This window comes from Helicobacter pylori (assembly GCF_016755635.1).
In the GTDB taxonomy this organism is placed as follows: domain Bacteria; phylum Campylobacterota; class Campylobacteria; order Campylobacterales; family Helicobacteraceae; genus Helicobacter; species Helicobacter pylori_CQ.
The window spans coordinates 956,411-983,250 of the sequence record NZ_CP051500.1; the positions used below are offsets into that span (position 1 = coordinate 956,411).

18 protein-coding genes are annotated in these 26,840 nt (G+C 39.1%); 12 read left to right on the plus strand and 6 right to left on the minus strand.

What is annotated here, in order from left to right; all coding sequences use genetic code 11:
• Positions 1-528: 528 nt before the first annotated feature.
• From hofG to HG567_RS04465, 5 genes are all read right to left on the minus strand, one after another.
• Positions 529-2,073 (minus strand): outer membrane beta-barrel protein HofG, encoded by a 1,545-nt coding sequence (gene hofG / locus HG567_RS04445; protein WP_187917917.1) that lies wholly within the window; start codon positions 2,071-2,073, stop codon positions 529-531.
• Positions 2,074-2,392: 319 nt separating this feature from the next.
• Positions 2,393-4,834 (minus strand): TonB-dependent receptor, encoded by a 2,442-nt coding sequence (locus HG567_RS04450; RefSeq protein WP_202163684.1) that lies wholly within the window; start codon positions 4,832-4,834, stop codon positions 2,393-2,395.
• Positions 4,835-5,007: 173 nt separating this feature from the next.
• Positions 5,008-5,439 carry a Sua5 YciO YrdC YwlC family protein gene (locus HG567_RS04455; RefSeq protein ID WP_202163685.1) on the minus strand — a complete coding sequence of 144 codons (432 nt, stop codon included), beginning with the start codon at positions 5,437-5,439 and terminating at the stop codon, positions 5,008-5,010.
• A 4-nt stretch (positions 5,440-5,443) separates the two neighbouring features.
• Positions 5,444-8,701 (minus strand): carbamoyl-phosphate synthase large subunit, encoded by a 3,258-nt coding sequence (gene carB / locus HG567_RS04460; protein WP_202163686.1) that lies wholly within the window; start codon positions 8,699-8,701, stop codon positions 5,444-5,446.
• A 99-nt stretch (positions 8,702-8,800) separates the two neighbouring features.
• Positions 8,801-9,493 (minus strand): Bax inhibitor-1/YccA family protein, encoded by a 693-nt coding sequence (locus tag HG567_RS04465; RefSeq protein WP_001240271.1) that lies wholly within the window; start codon positions 9,491-9,493, stop codon positions 8,801-8,803.
• Between the two features lie 142 nt (positions 9,494-9,635).
• Between HG567_RS04465 and gap the strand changes: the two genes are divergently transcribed.
• The 3 genes from gap (at position 9,636) to hopJ (ending at position 19,429) form a co-directional block, all read left to right on the plus strand.
• Positions 9,636-10,631, plus strand: coding sequence for a type I glyceraldehyde-3-phosphate dehydrogenase (gap, locus tag HG567_RS04470; protein WP_202139334.1), 996 nt, complete (start codon positions 9,636-9,638; stop codon positions 10,629-10,631).
• An 80-nt stretch (positions 10,632-10,711) separates the two neighbouring features.
• On the plus strand, positions 10,712-18,277 hold the full coding sequence (locus HG567_RS04475; RefSeq protein ID WP_202163687.1) for a vacuolating cytotoxin domain-containing protein: 7,566 nt from the start codon (positions 10,712-10,714) through the stop codon (positions 18,275-18,277).
• Between the two features lie 51 nt (positions 18,278-18,328).
• Positions 18,329-19,429, plus strand: coding sequence for a Hop family outer membrane protein HopJ/HopK (gene hopJ / locus HG567_RS04480; RefSeq protein WP_202163688.1), 1,101 nt, complete (start codon positions 18,329-18,331; stop codon positions 19,427-19,429).
• A gap of 70 nt (positions 19,430-19,499) precedes the next feature.
• Here the strand turns inward: hopJ and HG567_RS04485 are convergent, their stop codons facing one another.
• Positions 19,500-19,706 (minus strand): 2-hydroxymuconate tautomerase family protein, encoded by a 207-nt coding sequence (locus HG567_RS04485; protein ID WP_202139337.1) that lies wholly within the window; start codon positions 19,704-19,706, stop codon positions 19,500-19,502.
• Positions 19,707-19,832: 126 nt separating this feature from the next.
• Here HG567_RS04485 and recR point away from each other — a divergent pair, with 126 nt between their 5' ends.
• From recR to HG567_RS04530, 9 genes are read left to right on the plus strand one after another with little or no spacing between them, the layout of a single operon-like run.
• Positions 19,833-20,414 (plus strand): recombination mediator RecR, encoded by a 582-nt coding sequence (recR, locus tag HG567_RS04490; RefSeq protein ID WP_001099625.1) that lies wholly within the window; start codon positions 19,833-19,835, stop codon positions 20,412-20,414.
• Positions 20,411-21,556 carry a tRNA pseudouridine(13) synthase TruD gene (truD, locus tag HG567_RS04495; protein ID WP_202139338.1) on the plus strand — a complete coding sequence of 382 codons (1,146 nt, stop codon included), beginning with the start codon at positions 20,411-20,413 and terminating at the stop codon, positions 21,554-21,556. Before recR ends, truD begins: the two co-directional genes overlap by 4 nt.
• Entirely contained in the window at positions 21,543-22,475 is a 933-nt protein-coding gene (htpX, locus tag HG567_RS04500) for a zinc metalloprotease HtpX (protein ID WP_237392950.1), read from the plus strand. The genes truD and htpX overlap by 14 nt, the downstream gene beginning before the upstream one ends.
• Positions 22,476-23,018 (plus strand): GTP cyclohydrolase I FolE, encoded by a 543-nt coding sequence (gene folE, locus HG567_RS04505; protein ID WP_000426968.1) that lies wholly within the window; start codon positions 22,476-22,478, stop codon positions 23,016-23,018.
• A gap of 15 nt (positions 23,019-23,033) precedes the next feature.
• A complete protein-coding gene (locus HG567_RS04510; RefSeq protein WP_128078787.1) occupies positions 23,034-23,945 on the plus strand; it encodes a polyprenyl synthetase family protein in 912 nt (303 codons plus the stop codon).
• A complete protein-coding gene (surE, locus tag HG567_RS04515) occupies positions 23,942-24,745 on the plus strand; it encodes a 5'/3'-nucleotidase SurE (RefSeq protein WP_202163689.1) in 804 nt (267 codons plus the stop codon). The genes HG567_RS04510 and surE overlap by 4 nt, the downstream gene beginning before the upstream one ends.
• Positions 24,742-25,401: a hypothetical protein gene (locus HG567_RS04520; protein WP_000041789.1), complete on the plus strand. Its 660-nt coding sequence runs from the start codon at positions 24,742-24,744 to the stop codon at positions 25,399-25,401. The genes surE and HG567_RS04520 overlap by 4 nt, the downstream gene beginning before the upstream one ends.
• 1 nt (position 25,402) lies before the next feature.
• Complete coding sequence (locus tag HG567_RS04525) at positions 25,403-26,005, plus strand: 6-pyruvoyl trahydropterin synthase family protein (protein WP_202139340.1); 603 nt, start codon at positions 25,403-25,405, stop codon at positions 26,003-26,005.
• Positions 26,002-26,757, plus strand: a complete 756-nt coding sequence (locus tag HG567_RS04530; RefSeq protein ID WP_202139341.1) for a 7-carboxy-7-deazaguanine synthase QueE — start codon at positions 26,002-26,004, stop codon at positions 26,755-26,757. Before HG567_RS04525 ends, HG567_RS04530 begins: the two co-directional genes overlap by 4 nt.
• Positions 26,758-26,840 lie beyond the last annotated feature (83 nt).

The following is a 26,840-nucleotide window of genomic DNA, read 5'->3' on the forward strand; positions in this document are numbered from 1 at the left end:
GTTGTCAAATATTGAGATTATCCCCTAAGAACGGCTTTAATGGTAAAGGTGATCAAACGCTAAAGATATTTAGGATTTCTGTGGTTAAAAACTTTGTTTTGTGGTTCTAAATTTTATGGTAAAACCCATTTTTTAAGGGGATAGGAGTATTTTGAAACCCCCCCCAAAACTAAATCCCCCTAACCCAAGAAAACCGCTTTTAAAACCCCCAAGCAGAAATCCTAAACATCTTTAGTGTTTGGGGTGAATGCCGCTAATTTGCAGTATAACACCCCCATACATTTGCATCTAGCGTAGGAAGCGTGCAAAGTTACGCCTTTATAGATATGATGCGTGAGAGATGTAAGGAATGCGTTGGAGTTCAAACTCTGTAAAATCCATTAGGCACACAGAACAAGAACCAAACTCTCCCCCAACATCAGGAAGCCCAATCGTCTTTAGCGTTTGGGTGCTTCACAAAACGAGCCACGCAAAGTATTAGATTTTAAAAAATGCTTTGGAGTGTTTTTAACTTGCTGTGATCGGAAATCAAAACTTCAGCGTGAGGTTGGTCATCATGTAACTTCTGTCTTGGTAATTAGCACTAAAATCGCCATCAGGGTTATTGAACTTGGGCGCTCCAAAATACCCTGCTTGATAGCCTTTATTGATCCTAGCCCCATAATAAGTGATCCTAAAGTTAAGAAGAACCGATTCAGTGAACGCATAGCTCGCATTGAATTGCAAGGAATATTCATTAGCCCTCCCCACTTGCCCTAGTGCGTTTTTATTCGCATGAGAGACGCGCCCAAAAACATGCCATGCAAAACGCTTATGGATCCCTCCAACAGAAGTGTAAAAAGTGAAAGTGTTAGCGTTAGTGATCGCATCAGCCAGCCCATCATAAGCCGTATTATCCCAAAAATCATAGCCAATCATTCCGGCATGCCTGGTCGTTACTGAGATTTCACTACCGATATAGGAAGTGTTATTACCCCTTGGCATCGTGTGAGAGCCTAAAAAAGCGTCCGAATTGCCAAAGGTGTTATAAAAGCCAATGGACCAGTTGAAATTATCCCACCAAAAAACCTGGCGGATATTTAAAGTAACGCCATTCCTCCCTAACAACGAGCCATGAGGCGTGCTGTCTTCTAAGCTATAAGTGTTTGTCTCTGGGTTATACCACCCCCTATAATATAAAGGGAAAGTTGTCATGATCATGCTTTGAGAGCGAAAGCCTACGTTTTCAAAATTCCTATTCGTGTCATAGACTAGTTTAAAACCGGGAGCGTTATAAGTCTTAGGTGCAAAATAATAAAAAAATTGAGCGTCTAAGCCTTTATAAGAATAAGTCGTGGTGATCCCATGCCAGCCGTAATTGATGAAATCGTTGCTGTTACTAGGGTTGCCTCCCTTTTTCAAATAAGGCACTGTCGCAAAAAACTCATAAATCCAAGAGTTAAACGCTAAACCTCTCCCAAAAGAGCTCCACCACCAAAATCTTAACCTTTGCGTCTCAGTCTTATAGGGCTGATAATACACTTCCCACCCTTGATTCGAACCGCTCATGAAATCAATATTCGCCTCATAACGCCCCGCCTTAAACCCAAAAACATCTTTGTAATCGTATCGTAAAAAAGCGGTATCCACCACATAAGGCCTTGCATGATAGCTCGCTGATTGAGAAGTCCCCGCATAAGCAGGGCCAAGATACTTATTGAAAAAGTATCCATGATAGCCCCCAATGAAATTCTCCACAATTGAGCCAAAAACCTTCCCATTAGCCTGGTTAATATCATACTTAGTCTTATCATAAGGAATGGCTGCAATCGCCCCACCCAAAGAGACAGAGAGCCTGTGGTTTTCAGTGCCTTTAGGGAGTAAATTGACTTTGACTTGCGCTAAAGTTACAATATCTATAAAACTTTCAGTAGGATAAATCCCTTTTTTAGTATTGATTTGAGAATTGTTAAAACCAATCTTAGAAAAGTTCTCCACACGACCACTAAAGCGATAATCAAAAGCTTCTACAGGACATAATAAAAACGATAAAAGCGATAAAGAAGAAGTCAAAAAATACTTTTCTTGCCTCACTAAACTCTCCCTAATTTTAATTGTATGATCTCTTTTGTTGAGATTATAATTATAATCAAAAATAACATAAAATTAAAATATTAATTAAAATCCGCAACCCTATTTTACAAAAAATAACCTTTTATTTTAAATTGGTTTAAAATTAAAGGATTAAAATCATACATTTGTTACTTCTAAAGAATGCGTTATTTTTGATTGGGCTTATTACCCATGAAATTCTCGCTTCTTTTAACCCTCCTTTTTTGTTTTTGCGTGGGCGTTTTTATTTCTTCACTTCTTTAATCGCTTCAAAGAAAATAGCCCCCCACGCGCTCAAATTTTAAAACTTATAAGAAATTTCAAACCTAGCGTTAAAGCCAGGCTCTGCCATGCCCCTTGCATATTTGTCTTGATTAGGCTCATCAGGACTCATCACCGGGCTTGCTTGATCAATATATTGTTGGTTAAAAACATTGTTAAACACAGCGTTCAGGCTCAACCCTTTGAGTTTTTTATAAGTAGGCTTGTAAGTGATAAAGAAACTGCTCACCCCATAACCCGGTTTATGCACATGAAAAATCCCGGGCGTTTTAGGGCAATCGCTAGGCCGTCTGTCAATATCCGTAGGGCCGTTACGATAAGGGCTATAAGAGCAATAACTCAAATCCGTAACGAATCGTGAAAGCCAAGTGATGCTAAGGCCGGTGCGTGGGATCGTATAACTTGCCGTTAAAATAAACACATTGCCGGTTGTAGCCGCCAATTCATACACATCAGCGATCAAACGCCCCTTTAAAGAAGGCCATGATCGCGCCACGCTCAAGCCTAAAGAAAAACCCTTGTATTTAGCCGTCCCTGAAACTTCATAACCCGGCACATAAATAATATCTTGCGCGGGCAAGTTGGTGACAAAAAGCGTTGAAGAAAATTGATTGATGTAATTAGAAATCAATTGGACAAAACCGGCAGCTCTGAAATCAAAATACTTACTGCTGTATTCGGTGTTAAATTCCACATTTTGCCCAATTTCTGGCTTTAAATTGCGGTTGTAGCGCAAATTATCTTGACGCATCCACACCAAACCTCCAGGCATAGGACCTCTGGTTACATACGCATAAGAAAGCCTGAAATTCAAATTTTCTAAAGGCGAGACATTTAAAGCCGCGCTAGGGCTAAACCCTTGGGTTATGTGCAATTGCCAGTCTTTATCCACTAAAGTATAGACATCATAACGAGTCCCTGCTCCTAAAGTTACCATAGGGTGCAAGGTGTAATTCGCTTGCGCATACACCCCAACCACATTCGCCGTAGCGCCATTTCGTTGGCAACGCCCGTTCATGTTAGGATCATTAGGGCCTCTAACCCTTAAGCATGCATCAGGGGCATCGCCGGGTTTGACTAATTCGCTATTAGGGATCGCTTTATCAAAAGTGGTTAAGTTTTGGTAATTCAACCCGTATTCAAAAAGATTGTCATTCTTATGATCTATGGTGTGGATCACATTCGCATTAAACCCGGAATTGATGATGAATAAATTTTTATTAGCCACCACAGAACCTCCTCCAAGGCTTTTAAAAGTGATGGAGCAAGTTTGTTTAGTAGTGTCATAAATACCCCCTTGCACCACGCATTCATTTTCTTCGCCAAGTTCTGGGTTTGGGGTGAAAGGAATGATAGCCGCTATATCGTTAGGCCTAAAAAGCGGATCAATTTGGACATTCCTAATGCTTGTATAACCATTGATTTTTAATTTAGGATCACCAAAACGACTCCCCCCTTCTCTTTCATAATTCAAACTCACATTATGCACCAAATTGACGCTATAAGTTTTAAACAAACTAGCGTCATTTTCAAACAAGCAATCGCTAGGGTTTTTCTCGTTAGGGAAAGCGTTAAAATCACCGCAAGAATAGGGTAAAAAAGTGCCTGTAAAATTCGCTCTTAAAGGGCGATTAGCGTTATCTCTGGTCATGTTATAACTGAGCGTTAAGGTATCCCTTTCGCTCAAATAACCATTGATCTTAGCCATCACATTGTTTTGCTCGCTAGGACTTCCTGTAACTTTATTATCCGTTTTAGGATCAAAAAGATTTTTCATCGCATTATCCCCATCACGATAATAGAAAATATTTTGATGCGTGTAATACAAAAGAATATCAAAATGATTGTTACGATAAGCGCCCATCACGGTTTCTCGATCCCCAAAGTTGGTCAAAAAAGTGGCAGCCCCACTCATGGCGTAGTTTTTACCTTTAGGGATAAAATCGCTCGCGCTTCTAGTTTCCATTCTAATTGCGCCAATCAAAGCCATAGGCCCCGCGCTCGCTTGAGCCGCCCCCTTAGTAACCACCACGCTTTTGAGCATTCCAGGGTCAATAATCGTATTGCCTTGATGCCCATAGCTTGCGCCCATTTGCGCTGCGCCATCCACCGTAACCCTAGCCAATCTGTCTTCAATACCGCGCACATAAATTTTTTGCGCTATAACCGCGCCACCGCCCACATTGATATTAGGGTTTCTTCTGAACATGTCGCTGATTTGGTTGGCTTGCCTTCTTTCTAATTCCTTACTTGAAATGGTTGTCTGGTTGTTGTAATTAAAGATTTTAGCCGCTTGAGTGGTAACCTTACCCAGAGTGTGTTGGGCGTTCTTTTCTTTATCTTTTTTCCTTTCTGTCTTTTTTTCTTCTTTTTCTTCTTCTTTAGCCTCTAATTCAAACGTTCCTAATAAGGACAAAAAAATAGAAAAACTCCAATATTTTCTAAAACGCTTGTCATTCATTCTTAAAATCCTGCTTATAATAATTTTTCTTAAAAAATAAAGGTGTTATTATAATCAAAAAAATATTACAACCACCTTAAAAGAGCTAGCCATTTTTGATAAACAAATGATAAACTTTTAGAAAAATCCCACAAAAACCCCTTTCAAAACGCGCAGAATGCGAAAGGTCTTTTCTACCTCACCCTCACTTTTTTATCTTTATAGAGCCTGAATATTTTAGAGCTAGAGCTTTCAAACAAACCCCTTTCATCGCTCACAATCACATCAGCGAGCTTGGAAGCGATCTCTTCATCATAGGCGCATTGGGTGAGGTTGGCTGAGGTGCTATAGAGCGTTTTAAAACGCTTTAAAAAATCCCCATGCCTGCCCCTAACCACACGAACGGCCTTAGAGTTAGGATAAATAAAAGTGGTTTTAGCGCTTCTTCTGATGAGGTTTTTAAAAGCGTTGGGTGCGCGCACCAGGCTTTTTAAGGTGGTAAAATCAGCGCTTTCTATTAAAACGCTTTGATTTTTAGGGCGGCCTTTTAAGGCGTTGAGTTTTTCGCTGTCTTTAGAAAGCAGTCCTATAGTGGTATCGCTTTGAGCTAAATACACTAGCGCCATCAAATTACTTCAAATAATCTTGTAAGGCTAATAACTCGTCTTTTTGAGAGCTTTCTTCTAACGCTAAAAGTAAGACTTCTATCGCGCTTAAAGTCGTGAAATAACTCACATGGTTTTTAAGCACAGAAGCGCGAATGAGTTTGGCGTCATCTTGAGATTTGTGATCGCTGGTGTTGATAGCCATGCTGATTTCCCCATTCATCATTAAATCCATGATATTGGGGCGGCCTTCGGAAATTTTAAGCACTTTTAAAGACTTTACCCCAGCTTTTTCCAAAGCTTTATGCGTGCCTTCTGTAGCGCACAATTCAAAGCCTAACTGAACCAATCGCTTCATTAAAACGCATGCTTCTTCTTTATCCTTATCTTTAATAGAGACAAAAATAAGCCCCTTGTTTTTAATGGGGTTAAAGCAAGCCGTTTGAGCCTTGAAAAAAGCCAACCCTAAAGATCTAGCAATCCCCATCACTTCGCCGGTGCTTTTCATCTCAGGCCCTAAAATCAAATCCGATCCATAAAGTTTATTAAAAGGGAAAACCGCTTCTTTTAAAGCCACAAAATGGGGCATTTTAGGCTTATAAACGCCTTTAGAATATTCTACGATATTTTTTTTATCATAAAACTTCAAGGCTTCTTTCAAATCTTCTAACACCATAACCCTAGTCGCAACTTTGGCTAAAGGAACGCCTAAAGCCTTGCTTAAAAAAGGCACGGTTCTGCTGGCTCTGGGATTGACTTCAATCAAATACAGCGAATTTTCATAAACAGCAAATTGGATATTCAATAGCCCTACCACGCCTAAATGCAGAGCGATTTTCGCGCTCACTCGCTCAATTTCATCTAAAATTTCAGGGCTTAGAGTGGAAGGGATAAAGCATGCCGAATCGCCTGAATGGATTCCGGCTTCTTCAATGTGCTGTAAAATGCCGGCAATATAGACCTCTTTTTTATCGCAAATAGCATCCACATCTAATTCCACCGCTTTTTCTAAAAACTTATCAATGAGGAGCGGATTTTTAGGGCTAACCTCTAAAGCATGCGTAACGCTTTCTAAATAATGGTGCAGTTCTTCAATATTTTCTAAAATTTGCATGTGTTGGCCGCCTAGCACATAACTAGGGCGCACGATAATAGGGAAACCAATCACATTAGCGATGCTATAGGCTTCATCAACGCTTTTAGCCATGCCGTTTTTGGGCTGCTTGATGTCAAGCTCTTTTAAAAAGAGGGAAAATTTTTCCCTATCTTCTGCAATATCAATCACCTTAAAAGGCGTGCCAATAATGGGGGCTTGCATTTTAGCTAGATCTTTAGCGAGTTTTAAAGGGGTTTGTCCCCCAAAATGCACGATAATGCCATCCACTCGCTCCCTTTGAATGATGCTCTTCACGCACTCAAAATGAATGGGTTCAAAATAGAGCGTATCGCTTGTATCATAATCCGTGCTCACGGTTTCTGGGTTGCAATTGAGCATGACGCTTTTGATGTTTAAATCTTTTAAAGCAAAGCTCGCATGCACGCAACAATAATCAAATTCAATGCCTTGACCGATACGATTAGGCCCAGAGCCTATGATTAGGATTTTCTTTTCTTGTTTTTCTTGTTTGTTTTCAACAGGGGGCAAAGGATTGGGGGCATAGGTGGAATACAAATAAGGCGTGAGCGATAAAAACTCCGCCGCGCAAGTGTCCACTTCTTCAAAATGGGGCGCGATTTGCAAATTCATTCTGGCTAATTCCACTTCAAAAGGACTCACCTCTAAATTTTCATTTTCTTTGATTTTAGCGGCAATCCTAGCATCGCTAAAGCCTAAATTTTTAAGCCCTCTTAATTTTTTGGCGTCCGTTAAAACGCTAGAATTGATGCTTTCTTCTGCTTTGACTAGCTTTTGGATTTGAGATAAAAACCACCTGTCAATCTGGCATAATTCAAACACTTCATCAACACAAACGCCAAGCCTGAACGCATCAGCGATATAGAGCAAGCGCTTGAAATTCGGCCGGCGGATTTCCTTTTTTATCATTTCTAAATCTTTGCTTAACGATTCAAACCCTAGCCAATTGTTTTCCAAAGAGCATAACGCTTTTTGTAGGGCTTCTAAGAAATTCCCCCCTATCGCCATCACTTCGCCAATGCTTTTCATAGAAGTCCCTAAAGTGCTAGAAACACCGGCAAATTTTTCAAACGCAAAGCGAGGGATTTTCACCACGATATAATCTAAACTAGGCTCAAAACTCGCCGGGGTGTTGGTAATATCGTTTTTGATTTCATCTAAGCTAAAACCCACCGCAAGCATGGTAGCGACTTTTGCAATAGGAAACCCGGTCGCTTTTGAAGCTAGAGCGGAGCTGCGGCTCACTCGTGGGTTCATTTCAATCACAACCATTCTTAAAGTCTCTGGGTGGATCGCAAATTGCACATTACTCCCGCCCGTATCCACGCCAATTTCTCTCAAAATCGCAAAGCTCGCATCGCGCATGCGTTGGTATTCTTTATCGGTTAAGGTGAGGCTTGGAGCGATCGTGATGCTATCGCCGGTATGAACGCCCATGGGATCAATGTTTTCAATGCAGCACACAATGATGCAATTGTCCTTGCTGTCTCGTATGACTTCCATTTCGTATTCTTTCCACCCCAATAAGGACTCTTCAATCAAAATTTCATTAATGGGCGAAGCGTCTAGGGCGTTTTTAGCCAATTCTTGAAACTCTTCAATATTATAAGCGACCCCACTCCCTCCCCCAGCTAGCGTGAAACTCGCTCTAATAATGGCTGGAAAGCCAATTTCATTAATGGCTTCTAGGGCTTCTAACTCGCTATAAGCGTAACGCCCTTTAGGCAAATCCATCCCGATTTTTAACATCGCTTCTTTGAAAGCCTGCCTGTCTTCGCCTTTTTTAATCGCTTCAATCTTAGCCCCTAAAAGCTCCACGCCTTCTAACATGCCCTTTTGATGCATCTGCATGACCGCATTCAAAGCGGTTTGCCCGCCCATTGTGGGTAAAATAGCGTCAATCTTTTCTTTTTTGATGATAGCGGCGATATTTTCTGGAGTGATGGGTTGGATATAAGTTTGATGAGAAAATTCAGGGTCAGTCATCACGGTGGCCGGGTTAGAATTGATTAAAATCACTCTATAACCTAAAGATTTTAAGGTTTTACAACTTTGAGTCCCTGAGTAGTCAAATTCGCAAGCTTGCCCGATCACAATAGGGCCTGATCCTATCAGTAGAATGTTGGAAATATCGGTGCGTTTAGGCATAACTAATCCTTAAAGAAAGAATATAAAATGAAGCGTTATCAATATTTTAAAATATTTTTTATTAGGTTTTTGCGTGGTATCCCCCCCTATTTTTTCAAACTACTTGTCTCTGTCTGAAAAAATACCAATGATTTGCAAGATAGAAATGAAGACATTCAAAAAGTCTAAATACAAGCTCACCGCCGCATCAATGGGGCTATCATACATGCCTTTAACGATGTTTTGGGTGTCATAAGCGATATAAAGACTGAATAAAATCGCACTCGCTCCCGCAATGACGACTTGGAACATGGGGCTACCCAAAAACAAGTTAATGAGCGAACACACCACCACCACAATCAAAGCGATAAAGAGCATTTTACCCATGTTCGCTAGATCGTTTTTAGTTTTAAGGGCATACACGCTCATCAAACCAAAAACAATAGTCGTCATGCCCAAAGCTTGCCAAATCGCTCCTAAACCAGCTTTTGCAATCACCATACCCAACAAAGGCACCAAAGTAACCCCTGATAATGAAGTGAAAGCAAACAGCATGAATAAATTCAATCCGGGTTTAGATTTAGAAAACATCAAACCAAAAAACGCCGCAATTTCAGCGATAAAAAACACCCATTTATACTGCACTACGGCTTGAAAGTTCATTAAACCTAGTAACGCCCCGATAGTCGCTAATAACAAACTGCCCGCAAAGAACTTGTAAGTCGTTTTAACAAAACCCACCAGCTCGCTTTCATGCAATAAAGAATCTTCTGCATACGCGTTACGAGAATTCGCTCTGTCATACAATGCCATGTTTTACTCCTTGATTTCAACTCAATAAATAATTTTAATTAACCTACAGCTAGGTCCAATATAATAGCGCAAAATGTAGTAAAATACCAAACAAAACCCCCTAAAATTGAAATTGAAGTCTGAAAATAGGATAATAGTTGCAATGAAAATTTTTATCAATGGATTTGGCCGCATTGGGAGATGCGTTTTAAGAGCGATTTTAGAGCGTAGCGATAACCCTCACTTAGAAGTGATAGGCATCAATGACCCTGCTAATTGGGAAATCCTCGCTTATCTTTTAGAGCATGATAGCGTGCATGGGCTGCTCAATAAAGAGGCGCGTTATTCTAATGGTAGGCTTATTATCGGCTCGTTAGAAATCCCTGTTTTTAATAGCATCAAAGACTTGAAAGGCGTGGATGTTATCATAGAGTGTTCAGGGAAGTTTTTAGAGCCTAAAACGCTGGAAAATTACCTTTTGCTTGGGGCTAAAAAGGTTCTGTTATCCGCTCCCTTTATAGGCGAATACGATGAAAAACAATACCCTACTTTGGTGTATGGGGTCAATCATTTTCTCTATCAAAACCAGGCCATTGTTTCTAACGCCTCTTGCACGACTAACGCTATCGCGCCCATTTGCGCGATTTTAGATAAAGCTTTTGGCATTAAAGAAGGCATGCTAACGACCATTCATAGCTACACGAGCGATCAAAAACTCATTGATTTAGCCCACCCTTTGGATAAACGGCGTTCAAGAGCAGCCGCAAGCAACATTATCCCTACCACCACTAAAGCCGCTCTAGCCTTGCATAAAGTGTTACCCAATCTCAAAAATAAAATGCATGGGCATAGCGTGAGGGTGCCTAGCCTTGATGTGTCCATGATAGATTTGAGTTTGTTTTTAGAAAAAAAGGTCTTTAAAGATCCGATCAATGATTTATTGATGGAAGCTTCTAAAGGGGTTTTAAAAGGCGTGTTAGAGATAGATTTAAAAGAAAGGGTGAGTTCTGATTTCATTTCTAACCCTAATAGCGTTATCATCGCGCCTGATTTGACTTTCACGCTAGAGAATATGGTCAAAATCATGGGGTGGTATGATAATGAATGGGGGTATTCTAATCGTTTGGTGGATATGGCGCAGTTTATGTATCATTATTAAGTCATTTTGCGAATCTTTTTGAGTTTGTTTAACATCAAATTGTATAATGTGGGATTTAATAAAAACGATTGGAGTTTTAAATGGCGTTTAAAAAGGCCAGATTGATTTCTAGGTTTATTTCAAAGGGATCTTTCAAATTGAGTAAGATCTCAAAGAAAATTTTCACATTGAATCAAATCTTAAAGCGTGAAAAGCCCTTAAAACGCCATAAAAAAACAAAATCCATTAAAAAGCTCTCTAATCGCAACAAATCTTTTTTAAAAGCTTCGGTTTTATTGATAGGAGCGTTGGGGGGATTATCTCACCTAAGGGCTAACGAATGCCGTTATTGGTCATGGTCGTTTTGGAGTTATCAAGATAATATTGAAAGCGGTCCTAATTCACCCACGCACAACTCTTATTGCCTTTTTAGCAGCGCTCAAGGCTCTGGGACTTATTATTTGAACACCCTTACCACTTATAGCGCTGGTGGGGCTAGTTTCACGCAAAAATTCAATGGCGGCACGCTTAATGTGGGAGGGAATATCCGCTTTGGAGGCACAGGTATTAATGGGGGTGATGTAGGCTATATCACAGGCACTTATGACGCTCAAACGATTAATTTTAATTCTAGCCATTTAACAACCGGAAACTCATACGCTGATGGTGGTGGGGCCACGCTCAATTTCAATGCGGCCAATAATATCACTATCAATCAAGCGAGTTTTGATAACAGCGATGCAGGGACGCAAAAATCTTACATGAATTTTAAAGGCTCTAATATCAAGGTCAGTGGCTCTAGCTTTAAAGATGACACTGATGGGGGCTTTAATTTCAGCGGTAGTAACAATAATAGCGCTATCTCCTTCAATCAAACGAGCTTCAATCAAGGCACTTATCATTTTAGTAACAGCACAAGTTCAAGCTTTGATAATAGTAGTTTCAATCAAGGGAGTTATCACTTTAATAGCACCCAATCCACTTTTGAAAACAGCAATTTCAATCAAGGCACTTATAATTTTAATGACAATACTAGCTTTAATAACAACACCTTCAATCAAGGCACTTATAATTTTAATACCAGCAAGGTGAGTTTTTCAGGCATTAACACTTTAAATTCAAGTTCGCCTTTTGCTAGCCTTAAAGGCAGTGTGTCTTTTAATTCTGGTGCGATCTTTAACCTCAATCAAACCCTTAATAATAATCAAACCTATGATATTCTCACTACAAACGGAGCGATCCAGTATGGGGTTTATCAAAGCTATTTGTGGGATCTAATCAATTATAAGGGCGATAAGGCTATCAGCCATGTTGAAGTGGGCAATAACACTTATGATGTAACCTTTGACATTAACGGGCAAGATGAAACCTTACAAGAAACCTTTAGCAACCAATCCATTACCACTCAGTTTTTAGGCGACAATTTACAACAAGAAGCCCAACAAACCTATCAAGAGGATGTAGCTCATTCCCAAAACGCTTTGAATAATGTTACTAGCGACAACACGATCGCAAATAACGATACAAGCTACACTCAAAGCAAAAATGCTACTGTAGCTAAAGACGCTCAAAACTTAGAAAACACCAACCAACAAATCCAACAAGATGAGCAAGCCTTAGAAAAAGATTTAGCTCAAATCAAACAATTATCCAACTCCACCACAGGCTTTAACGAGCAAGCCTTCAATCAAGCTCAAAAACAAGAACAACAAGATGAACAAACCTTACAAAATGATGAAAACGCTTTTAATACTGAACAAGATAGTTTAAATAAAGCGATACAACAAGCGCAAGCCCAACAACAAAAACAAGAACAAGCTCAAGCCCAACAAACCTATCAAGAGGATGTAGCTAATTCCCAAAACGCTTTGAATAATGTTACTAGCGACAACACGATCGCAAGCAATGATACAAGCTACACTCAAAGCAAAAATCCCACTATCGCTAAAGACGCTCAAGGTTTAGAAAACACCAACCAAAAAATCCAACAAGATGAGCAAGCCTTAGAAAAAGATTTAGCTCAAATCAAACAATTAGCCAACTCCACCACAGGCTTTAGTGAACAAGCTTTCAATCAAGTGCAAAAACAAGAACAACAAGATGAACAAACCTTACAGAATGAAGAAAAGACTTTTAATAGCGAGCAAGAGGGATTGAAACAAGCGATAGCTAACGCTAAGCCTACAAGCCCCACACCCACTCCTACAAAACACACCACGCCAAACACTCCCCCTAATAAAGTCCCGCCCACACCCCCTACTCAAAATTTACCCACAACGAATGTGTGGAATGGAGTTTATTGGCTTCAAAATCAAACTTACTCAAACAAAGGGGTTTATTATATTGATCCCAATCTTTCAGGACAGAGCGGTCAAAGCGGCAACACGCTCAGCACCTATACAGCTAATTTGTTTGGAAGAAGTTTTGGCGTGAATATCCAAAATGGCACTTTAGTTATAGGGAATGACACAGAGAGCGTGAATGATAATGGGTTGATTTGGATAGGGCATGGAGGCTTTGGCTATATCACGGGAACTTTTAATGCGGCTAACATCTACTTGACCAATAATTTTAAAACCGGTGAAGGCGTTTCAAATTCAGATGGTGGGGGAGCGAACATCACCTTTAAAGCAAGCGATAATATCACTATGGATGGCTTGAATTACAATAACGCTGAAACCGTTACTAAAATGATTCAAACGGGGGCCAGTCAGCATTCCTATGCCGCTTTTGACGCTCTAAATAATATCAGCGTAACCAATTCCAATTTTAGCGATATGACTTGGGGGAAATTCAGTTTTAGTGCTAAGAATATTTCCTTTTCTAACGCTTCGTTTAGCGGCTTTACAAACCCTGGAGGATCAAGTGTTATCAGCGCTAACGCTTCTAATTCTTTAAGCTTTAACAATTCTCGTTTGAATGGGGGAGCGATCTATAATTTGCAGGCTAATAGCCTTATTTTCAACAACACGCAAGCGGTTTTTAATGTCTTGTATTCTAGGGGGACAAGCAATTTTAACGCTACCACACAGCTTTTGGGCAACACGAGTTTTACGCTCAGCTCTCAAAGTTTGCTGAACTTTAATGGCGATACAACCTTGCAAAACAACGCCAATATCACGCTTGGCAATAAAAGTCAAGCCACTTTTAAAAATTCTTTAACGCTTAATGATAATTCTAATTTAAGTTTAGACAATCAAAGCGTTTTGAACGCAAGCGGTGCGAGCGCTTTTAACAATCAAGCGAGTCTCAATATTTATAATGGGAGTCAAGCGGCCTTTAATAGCCTCTTTTTTAATGGCGGGACACTCAGTCTTAATGCGAATAGCAAGCTCAACGCTTCTAGCGCTAGTTTTTCAAACAACACCACTATCAATTTAGACGATAGCGTTTTATCAGCCAATAACACAAGCTCTTTAAACGCTAATATCAATTTTCAAGGCGCAAGCCAGGCTGATTTTGGAGGCAACACGACTATTAATACAGCAAGCTTTAATTTTGACAGCGCAAGTTCATTGAGTTTTAATAACCTTACGGCTAATGGAGCGTTAAATTTTAATGGTTATACGCCCTCTTTAGCTAAGGCTTTAATGAGCGTTAGCGGGCAGTTTGTTTTAGGGAATAATGGGGATATTAATTTATCTGACATCAATATTTTTGACAACATCACAAAATCTGTAACTTACAACATCCTAAACGCTCAAAAAGGGATTACTGGCATTAGTGGGGCTAATGGCTATGAAAAAATCCTTTTTTATGGCATGAAAATCCAAAACGCTACCTATAGCGATAATAACAACATTCAAACTTGGTCGTTTATAAACCCTCTCAATTCTTCTCAAATCATTCAAGAGAGCATTAAAAATGGGGATTTAACCATAGAAGTTTTAAATAACCCTAACTCGGCTTCTAACACTATTTTTAATATCGCTCCTGAGCTTTATAATTACCAAGCTTCTAAGCAAAATCCTACCGGCTATAGCTATGATTATAGCGACAATCAAGTAGGCACTTATTACCTGACAAGCAACATTAAAGGCCTTTTCACCCCTAAAGGCTCTCAAACGCCTCAAGCCCCAGGCACTTATAGCCCGTTCAACCAGCCTTTGAGTAGTTTGAATATCTACAATAAGGGTTTTTCTAGCGAGAATTTAAAAACGCTTTTAGGGATCCTTTCTCAAAATTCCGCTACCTTAAAAGAAATGATTGAATCCAACCAATTAGACAATATCACTAACATCAATGAAGTGTTGCAACTCTTAGACAGGATTAAAATCACCCAAGCGCAAAAGCAAGCGCTCCTAGAAACGATCAACCATTTGACTGACAACATCAATCAAACCTTTAATAATGGGAATCTAATTATAGGCGCTACCCAAGATAATGTTACAAACTCTACTAGCTCTATATGGTTTGGGGGCAATGGCTATAGCAGTCCTTGCGTGCTAGATAGCACCACTTGTTCTTCTTTTAGAAACACTTACTTGGGGCAATTATTAGGCTCAACTTCCCCTTATTTAGGCTACATTAACGCTGATTTTAAAGCTAAAAGCATTTATATCACTGGAACAATTGGAAGTGGTAACGCTTTTGAAAGCGGAGGGAGCGCGGATGTAACCTTTCAAAGCGCTAATAACTTAGTGTTGAATAAAGCTAACATAGAAGCTCAGGCTACAGACAATATCTTTAATCTTTTGGGTCAAGAAGGGATTGATAAAATCTTTAATCAAGGGAATTTAGCGAATGTCCTTAGTCAAGTGGCTATGGAAAAAATCAAGCAAGCCGGCGGTTTAGGGAACTTTATAGAAAACGCTCTAAGCCCTTTGAGTAAGGAATTGCCCGCTAGCTTGCAAAATGAAACCTTGGGCCAACTTATAGGTCAAAATAACTTAGATGATTTATTGAATAATAGCGGAGTCATGAATGCAATCCAAAATATTATCAGTAAAAAACTAAGCATTTTTGGCAATTTTGTTACCCCATCCATCATAGAAAACTACCTTGCTAAGCAGTCTTTAAAAAGCATGCTAGACGATAAAGGGCTTTTGAATTTTATCGGTGGGTATATAGACGCTTCTGAATTAAGCTCTATTTTAAGCGTGATTTTAAAGGATATTACTAACCCCCCTACAAGCTTGCAAAAAGACATTGGTGTGGTAGCGAATGACTTGTTGAACGAGTTTTTAGGACAAAATGTCGTTAAAAAGCTAGAAAGTCAAGGATTAGTGAATAATATCATTAATAATATTATTTCTCAAGGCGGGTTAAGCGGCGTTTATAATCAAGGTTTAGGGAGCGTGTTGCCGCCCTCTTTACAAAACGCGCTCAAAGAAAACGATTTAGGCGCTCTTTTATCGCCTAGGGGCTTGCATGATTTTTGGCAAAAAGGGTATTTTAACTTTTTAAGCAATGGTTATGTTTTTGTCAATAACAGCTCTTTTAGCAACGCTACAGGGGGCAGTTTGAATTTTGTCGCCAACAAGTCTATTATTTTTAATGGCGATAATACGATTGACTTTAGCAAGTATCAAGGCACATTGATTTTTGCTTCTAATGATGTTTCCAATATCAATATCACCACCCTAAACGCTACGAATGGCTTAAGCCTTAATGCGGGTTTGAATAACGTGAGCGTTCAAAAAGGGGAAATTTGTGTCAATTTAGCCAGTTGCCCCACAACCAAAAACAGCTCTTCTACAAACTCTAGCGTAACCCCCACTAATGAATCTTTAAGCGTGCACGCTAATAACTTCACTTTCTTAGGCACAATCGCTTCTAATGGGGCTATTGATTTGTCTCAAGTAACAAATAACAGCGTCATAGGCACGCTCAATCTTAATGAAAATGCGACCTTGCAAGCCAATAATTTAACGATCACTAACGCTTTTAACAACGCCTCTAACTCTACGACCAATATTAATGGTAATTTCACCTTAAACCAACAAGCGACTTTAAGCACTAACGCCAATGGTTTGAATGTCATGGGGAATTTTAACAGCTATGGCGATTTGGTGTTTAACCTTAGCCATTCAGCTAGCCATGCCATTATCAACGCTCAAGGCAGTGCGACAATCATGGCTAATGACAATAACCCTTTAATCCAGTTCAACACTTCTTCAAAAGAAACAGGCACTTACACGCTTATTGATAGCGCTAAGGCCATTTATTACGGCTATAACGACCAAATCACAGGAGGCAGTAGCCTAGATAATTACCTTAAGCTTTACACGCTCATTGATATTAATGGCAAGCACATGGTGATGAGCGACAACGGCTTAACCTATAACGGGCAAGCCGTGAGCATTAAAGATGGCGGTTTAGTTGTAGGCTTTAAGGACTCTCAAAATCAATATATTTACACTTCCATTCTTTATAATAAAGTGAAAATCGCTGTTTCTAATGATCCTATCAATAACCTACAAGCCCCCACTTTAAAACAATATATCGCTCAAATTCAGGGCGTTCAAAGCGTGGATAGTATTGATCAAGTTGGAGGCAGTCAAGCGATTAATTGGCTCAATAAAATCTTTGAAACTAAGGGAAGCCCTTTATTCGCTCCCTATTATTTAGAGAGCCACTCCACAAAAGATTTAACCACGATCGCTGGAGATATTGCTAACACTTTAGAAGTCATCGCTAACCCTGATTTTAAAAATGACGCCACCAATATTTTACAGATCAACACCTACACGCAGCAAATGAGCCGTTTAGCCAAGCTCTCTGACACTTCAACTTTCGCTCGTTCTGATTTCTTGGAACGCTTAGAAGCCCTTAAAAACAAGCGATTCGCTGATGCGATCCCTAACGCTATGGATGTGATTTTAAAATACTCTCAAAGAAACAGAGTCAAAAATAATGTGTGGGCGACAGGAGTTGGAGGGGCTAGTTTTATTAATGGAGGCACTGGGACTTTATATGGTATCAATGTAGGGTATGACCGATTTATTAAGGGCGTGATTGTGGGGGGTTATGCCGCTTATGGGTATAGCGGGTTTCATGCAAACATCACTCAATCAGGCTCTAGCAATGTCAATATAGGTGTTTATAGCCGAGCGTTTATCAAAAGAAGCGAATTAACGATGAGCTTGAATGAGACTTGGGGATACAATAAAACTTTCATCAACTCTTATGACCCACTACTCTCAATCATCAATCAGTCTTATAAATACGACACTTGGACGACTGACGCTAAAATCAATTATGGCTATGACTTCATGTTTAAAGATAAAAGCGTTATTTTTAAACCCCAAGTAGGCTTAGCCTATTATTACATTGGCCTATCCAGTTTAAGGGGTATTATGGATGATCCTATTTACAACCAATTCAGAGCCAATGCTGACCCTAATAAAAAATCCGTTCTAACGATCAATTTTGCCCTAGAAAGTCGGCACTACTTCAATAAAAACTCTTATTATTTTGTGATTGCGGATGTGGGCAGAGATTTATTCATTAATTCTATGGGGGATAAAATGGTGCGTTTTATTGGTAATAACACCCTAAGCTATAGAGATGGTGGCAGATACAACACTTTTGCTAGCATTATCACAGGCGGGGAGATAAGGTTATTCAAAACCTTTTATGTGAATGCGGGCATTGGGGCTAGGTTTGGGCTTGATTATAAAGATATTAATATCACCGGAAATATTGGTATGCGCTATGCTTTTTAATGGTATCATTAAGCCCATTTTTAACAAGCCCAATTCATAGCAGGATCAACCATGCAAAAAACCTTATTTTCTTTTTTATCTTTATCTTTATTTTTATCTTTTGGTATCGCTGAAGAAAATGGGGCGTATGCGAGCGTGGGGTTTGAATATTCCATTAGTCATGCTGTTGAGCATAATAACCCTTTTTTGAATCAAGAACGCATCCAAATCATTTCTAACGCTCAAAACAAAATCTACAAACTCAATCAAGTTAAAAATGAAATCACAAACATGCAAAACACCTTTAATTACATCAACAACGCTTTAAAAAACAACTCCAAATTAACCCCCACTGAAATGCAAGCCGAGCAATACTACCTCCAATCCACCCTTCAAAACATTGAAAAAATAGTCATGCTTAGTGGGGGCGTTGCATCTAACCCCCAATTAGCCCAAGCGTTGGAAAAAATGCAAGAACCCATTACTAACCCTTTAGAATTAGCAGAAAACTTAAAAAATTTAGAATTGCAATTCGCTCAATCTCAAAACCGCATGCTTTCTTCTTTGTCTTCTCAGATCGCTGCAATTTCAAATTCTTTGAACGCGCTGGATCCTAGCTCTTATTCTAAAAACATTTCAAGCATGTATGGGGTGAGTTTGAGCGTAGGGTATAAGCATTTCTTTAGCAAGAAAAAAAATCAAGGGTTTCGCTATTACCTGTTCTATGACTATGGTTACACTAATTTTGGTTTTGTGGGTAATGGCTTTGATGGTTTAGGCAAAATGAATAACCATCTCTATGGGCTTGGAATAGACTATCTTTATAATTTCATTGATAACGCAAAAAAACATTCGAGCGTGGGTTTTTATATAGGCTTTGCTTTAGCGGGGAGTTCGTGGGTAGGGAGTGGTTTAGGCATGTGGGTGAGTCAAAGGGATTTTATCAACAATTATTTGACGGGTTATCAAGCTAAAATGCACACGAGTTTTTTTCAAATCCCTTTGAATTTTGGGGTTCGTGTGAATGTTAATAGGCACAATGGCTTTGAAATGGGCTTGAAAATCCCTTTAGCAGTCAATTCCTTTTATGAAACGCATGGCAAAGGGTTAAACGCTTCCCTCTTTTTCAAACGCCTTGTCATGTTTAATGTGAGTTATGTTTATAGTTTTTAGGGGGGGGTAGAAATAAGCACCCCCTTAAATGTTTTAGCGTATCGCAATCTTTGAATTTTAAAAACTAGATTTAGTTTTTTTGCCTCAAATGATGGACGCTCTCGCCCCCAAGACCATAATTATTAGAATCAACCTCATCTATAATGACCACAATAGAAGCCTTATTTTTGTTTAACACCTTAACCATCAAATTTGAAACCTCTTCAATCAATTGCTGTTTTTGCTCGTTTGTTGGCCCTCCATTTTCTGGCACAAGTTTGATATTGATAAACGGCATGTTATTCCTTAAAATTGAGATAACGCATTATAACGCTTTTATCCATAAATTTGAAACGATTTTTTAAAAAACAATGAATAAAAACCCTTTTGATCCCTTTGGAGTTAAGTTTGATATACTAACAGAATGAATACTTATAAAAACAGCTTGAATCACTTTTTAAATTTAGTGGATTGTTTAGAAAAGATCCCCAATGTGGGTAAAAAGTCCGCCTTTAAAATGGCGTATCATTTGGGTTTGGAAAACCCTTATCTGGCGCTCAAAATCACGCACGCTTTAGAGAACGCGCTAGAAAACCTTAAAACATGCACATCTTGTAACGCGCTCAGTGAGAGTGAGGTTTGTGAGATTTGCTCTGATGAGAGTAGGCAAAATTCTCAGCTTTGCATGGTTTTACACCCAAGAGACGTGTTTATTTTAGAAGACTTAAAGGACTTTTTAGGGCGCTATTATGTGTTAAACTCTATAGAAGAAGTGGATTTTAACGCCCTAGAAAAACGCCTGATTGAAGAAAACATTAAAGAAATCATTTTTGCTTTCCCCCCCACTTTGGCTAACGATTCTCTAATGCTCTATATTGAAGATAAATTACAACACCTCCATCTCACTTTCACCAAAATCGCTCAAGGCGTGCCTACTGGAGTGAATTTTGAAAACATTGACTCAGTCTCGCTCTCAAGGGCGTTCAATTCAAGGATCAAAGCATGAATTTAAACTTTATGCCCTTATTGCATGCTTATAACCATGCGAGCATTGATTTTCATTTCAATTCTAGCGCTAGGGATTTTTGCGTGCATGAAGTGCCTTTGTATGAATTTAGCAACACGGGCGAACATGCCGTTATTCAAGTGAGGAAAAGCGGTTTAAGCACTTTGGAAATGCTTCACATTTTTTCTCAAATTTTAGGGGTAAAAATCGCTGAATTGGGTTATGCGGGCTTGAAAGATAAAAACGCACTGACGACTCAATTCATCTCACTCCCTAAAAAATACGCCCCTTTATTAGAAAAAAATACGAGCAACTTTCAAGAAAGAAACCTTAAAATCCTGTCTTTGAATTACCACCATAATAAAATCAAATTAGGGCATTTGAAAGGGAATCGCTTTTTTATGCGTTTTAAAAAAATGACCCCCCTAAACGCTCAAAAAACAAAGCAGGTTTTAGAACAAATCGTGCAGTTTGGCATGCCTAATTATTTTGGCTCGCAACGCTTCGGGAAGTTCAATGACAACCATAAAGAAGGGTTAAAAATCTTACAAAATAAAACGAAATTCGCCCATCAAAAATTAAACGCTTTTTTAATTTCAAGCTATCAAAGTTATTTGTTTAATTCGCTTTTAAGCAAACGATTAGAAATCAGTAAAATCATTAGCGATTTTAGTATCAAAGAAAATTTAGAATTTTTTAAACAAAAAAATTTAAGCGTCCATTCAAGCACCCTAAAAACCCTTAAAAACCAAGCCCACCCCTTTAAAATCTTAGAAGGCGATGTGATGCGCCATTACCCTTATGGGAAGTTTTTTGACGCTTTAGAATTAGAAAAAGAAAGCGAAAGGTTTTTAAACAAAGAAGCTGTGCCTACTGGGTTACTAGATGGCAAAAAAGCTCTTTATGCAAAAAATTTGAGTTTAGAGATTGAAAAAGAATTCCAGCATAACCTTTTAAATAGCCATGCTAAAACGCTAGGATCCAGGCGGTTTTTTTGGGTGTTTGCAGAAAATGTAACTTCTCAATATATCAAAGAAAAAGCGCAATTTGAATTGGGATTTTACTTGCCTAAAGGGAGTTATGCGAGCGCGTTGCTCAAAGAAATCAAGCATGAGAAAGGAGAAAATGATGACGAATTTTGAAAAGATTATCGCGCAAAACAGGCTCAAAACGAACGCAGTTTTAGCCACTTATTGCGTGATTTTTGCTTTTATCGGGTTGTTGGTGGATGCTATTAGAATCAACGCTAATGATTTAGGCATAGCCCTTTTTAAACTCATCACTTTTCAAATTTTTCCTGCAATCACCATGATTATGTTTTTAGTGGCTTTTGTCATTATTGTTGTTTGTATCCAAAATTTTAGCTCTATCATGTTAAGCGGTGATGAATACAAGCTTATTGACACAAGCAAGGTTTTAAGCTCTAAAGAAAATCAAATCCATCGCCTTTTGTTAGAGCTTTTAGAAGAGGCTAATCTTCATTTTGAGCCTAAGCTTTATATCATTAACGCCCCTTACATGAACGCTTTTGCGAGCGGGTGGGATGAATCTAATTCTCTTATCGCTCTTACAAGCACTTTAATAGAGAGGTTGGATAGAGATGAATTGAAAGCCGTGATCGCTCATGAGCTCAGCCACATACGGCACAACGACATCCGCTTGACCATGTGCGTGGGGATTTTAAGCAATATCATGCTGTTAGTGGCTAATTTTAGCGTGTATTTTTTCATGGGGAATCGCAAGAATAGTGGGGCGAATTTAGCCCGAATGATTTTATTACTCTTACAGATCATTTTGCCTTTTTTAACGCTTATTTTACAAATGTATTTGAGCCGCACACGAGAATACATGGCCGATAGCGGGGCGGCGTTTTTAATGCATGACAATAAGCCCATGATTAGAGCCTTACAAAAAATTTCCAACGATTACACCAACAACGATTACAAGGGCATAGATCAGAACTCCACCCGATCAGCGGCCTATCTTTTTAACGCTGAAATGTTTAGCACCCACCCTAGCGTTAAAAATCGTATCCAATCCTTAAGAAAGCGTGTGATCTAAATGGAAAATTTTTTCAACCAATTTTTTGAAAATATCGGCGAAGACAAGAATAGAGAAGGTCTAAAAGAGACGCCTAAAAGGGTTCAAGAATTATGGAAATTCTTGTATAAAGGCTATAAAGAAGACCCTAGAGTGGCTTTAAAAAGCGCGTATTTTCAAGGCGTTTGCGATGAAATGATAGTGGCTCAAAACATTGAATTTTACTCCACTTGCGAGCACCATTTGCTCCCTTTTTTTGGGAATATTAGCGTGGGATATATCCCTAAGGAAAAGATTGTAGGCATTAGCGCGATCGCCAAACTCATTGAAATTTATAGCAAACGCTTGCAGATCCAAGAAAGGCTGACCACTCAAATTGCAGAAACTTTTGATGAAATCATAGAGCCAAGGGGCGTGATCGTGGTTTGTGAAGCCAAGCATTTGTGCATGAGCATGCAAGGGGTGCAAAAGCAAAATGCGATCATTAAAACAAGCGTGTTAAGAGGCCTCTTTAAAAAAGACCCTAAAACCAGAGCTGAATTTATGCAACTCTTAAAATCTTAGGTTATAATTCTGTGCATGAATAACCCTAATTTATCCTTTTATTATAATGAGTGCGAGCGTTTTGAAAGCTTTTTAAAAAACCATCATTTACACCTTGAAAGCTTCCACCCTTATTTGGAAAAAGCCTTTTTTGAAATGGTGCTTAATGGAGGCAAAAGGTTCCGCCCTAAGCTTTTTTTAGCCGTGCTTTGCGCGTTAGTGGGTCAAAAAGATTATTCTAACCAACAAACAGAATATTTTAAAATCGCTTTAAGCATTGAATGCTTGCACACTTATTCGCTCATCCATGACGATTTACCATGCATGGATAATGCCGCTTTAAGGAGAAACCACCCCACTTTACACGCTAAATACGATGAAACCACAGCCGTTTTAATCGGCGATGCACTCAACACTTACTCTTTTGAATTGCTTTCAAACGCTTTACTAGAAAGCCATATCATTGTGGAATTAGTCAAAATCTTAAGCGCTAATGGGGGGATTAAAGGCATGATCTTAGGGCAGGCTTTGGATTGCTATTTTGAAAACACGCCCTTAAATTTAGAGCAGCTCACTTTCTTACACGAGCATAAAACCGCTAAATTGATTAGCGCGAGCTTGATGATGGGGCTTGTTGCGAGCGGTGTTAAAGATAAAGAGCTTTTTAAATGGCTTCAGGCTTTTGGGTTAAAAACGGGTCTTTGTTTTCAAGTGTTAGATGATATTATAGATGTTACACAAGATGAAGAAGAAAGCGGTAAAACCACTCATTTAGACAGCGCTAAAAACAGCTTTGTGAATTTATTGGGGCTAGAGAAGGCGAATGATTACGCTCAAACTTTAAAAACAGAGGTTTTAAACGATTTAAATCTACTAAAATCCGCTTATCCTTTATTGCAAGAAAATTTAAACGCATTATTGAACACTCTATTTAAAGGCAAAACATGAAAAAAATTCTACTCACCAACGATGATGGCTACCATGCAAAAGGCATTAAAGCTTTAGAACAAGCTTTAGAAAACATGGCAGAAATTTATGTGGTCGCCCCCAAGCATGAAAAAAGCGCATGCTCGCAATGCATCACGATCACCGCGCCTTTAAGAGCGGAGAAAATTAAGGGCAAAGAAGGCCGGCATTACAGGATTGATGATGGCACGCCAAGCGATTGCGTGTATTTGGCGATCAATGAGCTTTTTAAACATGTTTGTTTTGATTTAGTGATTTCAGGGATCAATCTTGGATCTAACATGGGCGAAGACACGATTTATTCGGGAACGGTGGCCGGAGCGATTGAAGGCACCATTCAGGGCGTGCCTTCCATTGCGATTTCTCAAATCCTTTCTAACAAAAACAAAAACACTCCCTTAAGTTTTGATCTAGCTCAAAAGATTATCCAGGATTTAGTCCAAAACATTTTCACCAAAGGCTACCCCTTAAAGGGGCGCAAACTCCTGAATGTGAATGTCCCTAATTGCTCCTTACAAGAATATAAGGGCGAACGCATCACCCCTAAGGGCTATAGGCTGTATAAAAAAGAAGTGCATAAACGCACAGACCCCAAAAATGAAAGCTATTTTTGGCTAGGGTTACACCCTTTAGAATGGCAAAAGCGCGAAAATGAAGACAGACTCTCTGATTTTGACGCTATTGCTTCAAACCATGTTTCTATCACGCCTTTAAATTTAGACTTAACCAGTTATGATGATTTGAAAAATTTGGAATCTTGGCATAAGGGAATGTTAAAGTGAGTAAAAATCACCGCTTGGCTTTTTTAGGGCTAATTGTTGGGGTGTTTTTTTTCTTTAATGCATGCCAGCACCGCTTGCACATGGGGTATTATTCAGAAGTTACAGGGGATTATTTGTTCAACTATAACTCCACTATCGTGGTGGCTTATGACAGAAGCGATGCGATGACTTCTTATTATATCAATGTGATTGTTTATGAATTGCAAAAATTAGGCTTTTACAATGTCTTCACGCAAGCGGAATTCCCACTAGATAAAGCCAAAAATGTGATCTATGCGCGCATTGTCCGTAACATCTCAGCTGTGCCGTTCTACCAATACAATTACCAACTGATCGATCAAGTCAATAAACCTTGTTATTTTCTTGGGGGGCAGTTTTATTGCTCCCAAACCCCTACCGATTACTACGCTATCAATGGCTTTAGCGAGCAAATTTTAATGAGTGCTAATTCGCATTTTATTTTGGATTGGTATGATGTGGTGCTGCAAAAACGGGTTTTATATGTGGATGGGAGCGTGAGCGGGAGGACTTGTGGCTATCAAATGCTCTATAGGGATTTGATTAAAAGCACGATCAAACGCATTGATTTTAACCGCCCTGAACGCTACTACTACAATTTAAGACTGCCCCTTTATCAGCCATGTTATAGAGAATGAAATGGTTATCAGGCGATTGTATAAATTTTGCGCTAGCCATGTGGTGCGTAATTGCTCTTCTTTAAAATGCGCTCAAAATATCCATGGGCATAATTACGAAGTGGAAGTCTTTATTGAAACCAACCGCTTGGATAACGCGAACATGGCGTTAGATTTTGGGCTGATGCAACAAGAGATGCAAGTTTTCATTGAGTCGTTTGATCATGCCCATCATTTTTGGGACAAAGAAAGCGTTGAGTTCCAGCGTTTTATAGAAAATCATTGCGTTCGTTACGTGAAATGCTCGTTTAATTTGAGCGCGGAGAGTTACGCTCTTATGTTTTTATACTACCTTTCAAGGATTTTACAAAAAAGCGTTTTTTCTAATAATGAAGGGGAGTTAAAAGTCTCTAGCGTGCGCGTGCATGAGACTAAAAACGGCTACGCTGAAAGCTTTTTAAAAGATTTAGAAAACCCTCATTTTAAATCTTTAGTGCATCCAAATTGCGTCTCTTTCTCGCAAGGCATTCAAAGTTTGTGGCATGATAAGGATTTTTTCCATAAAATCATCAGCGATGAAAAACAATGCTTTTTTCACGCTAAGCCCTTACACCAAATCCCATGAAACTCCCGGTTGTTGAGAGCTTTTTTTCCTTACAAGGTGAAGGAAAAAGGATAGGCAAGCCCAGTCTTTTTTTGCGCTTAGGGGGGTGTAACCTTTCATGCAAGGGCTTTAATTGTAAAACCTTATTCAATGATGAAATCCTAACAGGTTGCGACAGCTTGTATGCGGTGCATCCTAAATTCAAAACATCTTGGGATTATTACAATGAGCCTAAGCCCTTGATTGAGCGATTAGTTAATTTAGCCCCTAATTATAAGGATTTTGATTTCATTCTTACAGGTGGGGAGCCAAGTTTGTATTTCAATAACCCTATTTTATTGAGCGTTTTAGAGCATTTTTATCGCCAAAAAATCCCTTTATGTGTAGAGAGTAATGGTTCTATTTTTTTTGAATTTAGCCCTATTTTAAAAGAATTGCATTTCACCCTAAGCGTCAAACTCTCTTTTTCTTTGGAGGAAGAAAGCAAGCGGATCAACCTCAAAGCCTTACAAAATATCTTAAATAACGCTAAAAGCGCGCATTTTAAATTCGTATTGGAGAGTCAAAACGCCGCTCAATCTATTACAGAGATTCAAAGCCTTTTGAAACAACTCTCCTTAAAAAATAATGAAATCTTTTTAATGCCCTTAGGCACAAATAACAACGAGCTAGACAAAAATCTAAAAACCCTAGCCCCCCTAGCCATAAAGCATGGTTTCAGGCTGAGCGATAGGCTTCATATCCGCTTGTGGGATAATCAAAAAGGGTTTTAAAACTATCATACAAGGCGTTGTTATTTTAAGCTAAAAATTGTTATCATTACGCTCATTAAGGGATCATTTCATCTTTGGAAGTT

Coding starts and splice junctions, on each gene's coding strand:
- HG567_RS04455 (WP_202163685.1), bottom strand. CDS start 5,439: ATGGCGCTAGTGTATTTAGCTCAAAGCGATACCACTATAGGACTGCTT.
- HG567_RS04530 (WP_202139341.1), top strand. CDS start 26,002: ATGAAACTCCCGGTTGTTGAGAGCTTTTTTTCCTTACAAGGTGAAGGA.
- truD (WP_202139338.1), top strand. CDS start 20,411: ATGAATTTAAACTTTATGCCCTTATTGCATGCTTATAACCATGCGAGC.
- HG567_RS04485 (WP_202139337.1), bottom strand. CDS start 19,706: ATGCCGTTTATCAATATCAAACTTGTGCCAGAAAATGGAGGGCCAACA.
- HG567_RS04475 (WP_202163687.1), top strand. CDS start 10,712: ATGGCGTTTAAAAAGGCCAGATTGATTTCTAGGTTTATTTCAAAGGGA.
- HG567_RS04525 (WP_202139340.1), top strand. CDS start 25,403: ATGGTTATCAGGCGATTGTATAAATTTTGCGCTAGCCATGTGGTGCGT.
- carB (WP_202163686.1), bottom strand. CDS start 8,701: ATGCCTAAACGCACCGATATTTCCAACATTCTACTGATAGGATCAGGC.
- hopJ (WP_202163688.1), top strand. CDS start 18,329: ATGCAAAAAACCTTATTTTCTTTTTTATCTTTATCTTTATTTTTATCT.
- htpX (WP_237392950.1), top strand. CDS start 21,543: ATGACGAATTTTGAAAAGATTATCGCGCAAAACAGGCTCAAAACGAAC.
- HG567_RS04450 (WP_202163684.1), bottom strand. CDS start 4,834: ATGAATGACAAGCGTTTTAGAAAATATTGGAGTTTTTCTATTTTTTTG.
- gap (WP_202139334.1), top strand. CDS start 9,636: ATGAAAATTTTTATCAATGGATTTGGCCGCATTGGGAGATGCGTTTTA.
- folE (WP_000426968.1), top strand. CDS start 22,476: ATGGAAAATTTTTTCAACCAATTTTTTGAAAATATCGGCGAAGACAAG.
- recR (WP_001099625.1), top strand. CDS start 19,833: ATGAATACTTATAAAAACAGCTTGAATCACTTTTTAAATTTAGTGGAT.
- HG567_RS04465 (WP_001240271.1), bottom strand. CDS start 9,493: ATGGCATTGTATGACAGAGCGAATTCTCGTAACGCGTATGCAGAAGAT.
- HG567_RS04510 (WP_128078787.1), top strand. CDS start 23,034: ATGAATAACCCTAATTTATCCTTTTATTATAATGAGTGCGAGCGTTTT.
- surE (WP_202163689.1), top strand. CDS start 23,942: ATGAAAAAAATTCTACTCACCAACGATGATGGCTACCATGCAAAAGGC.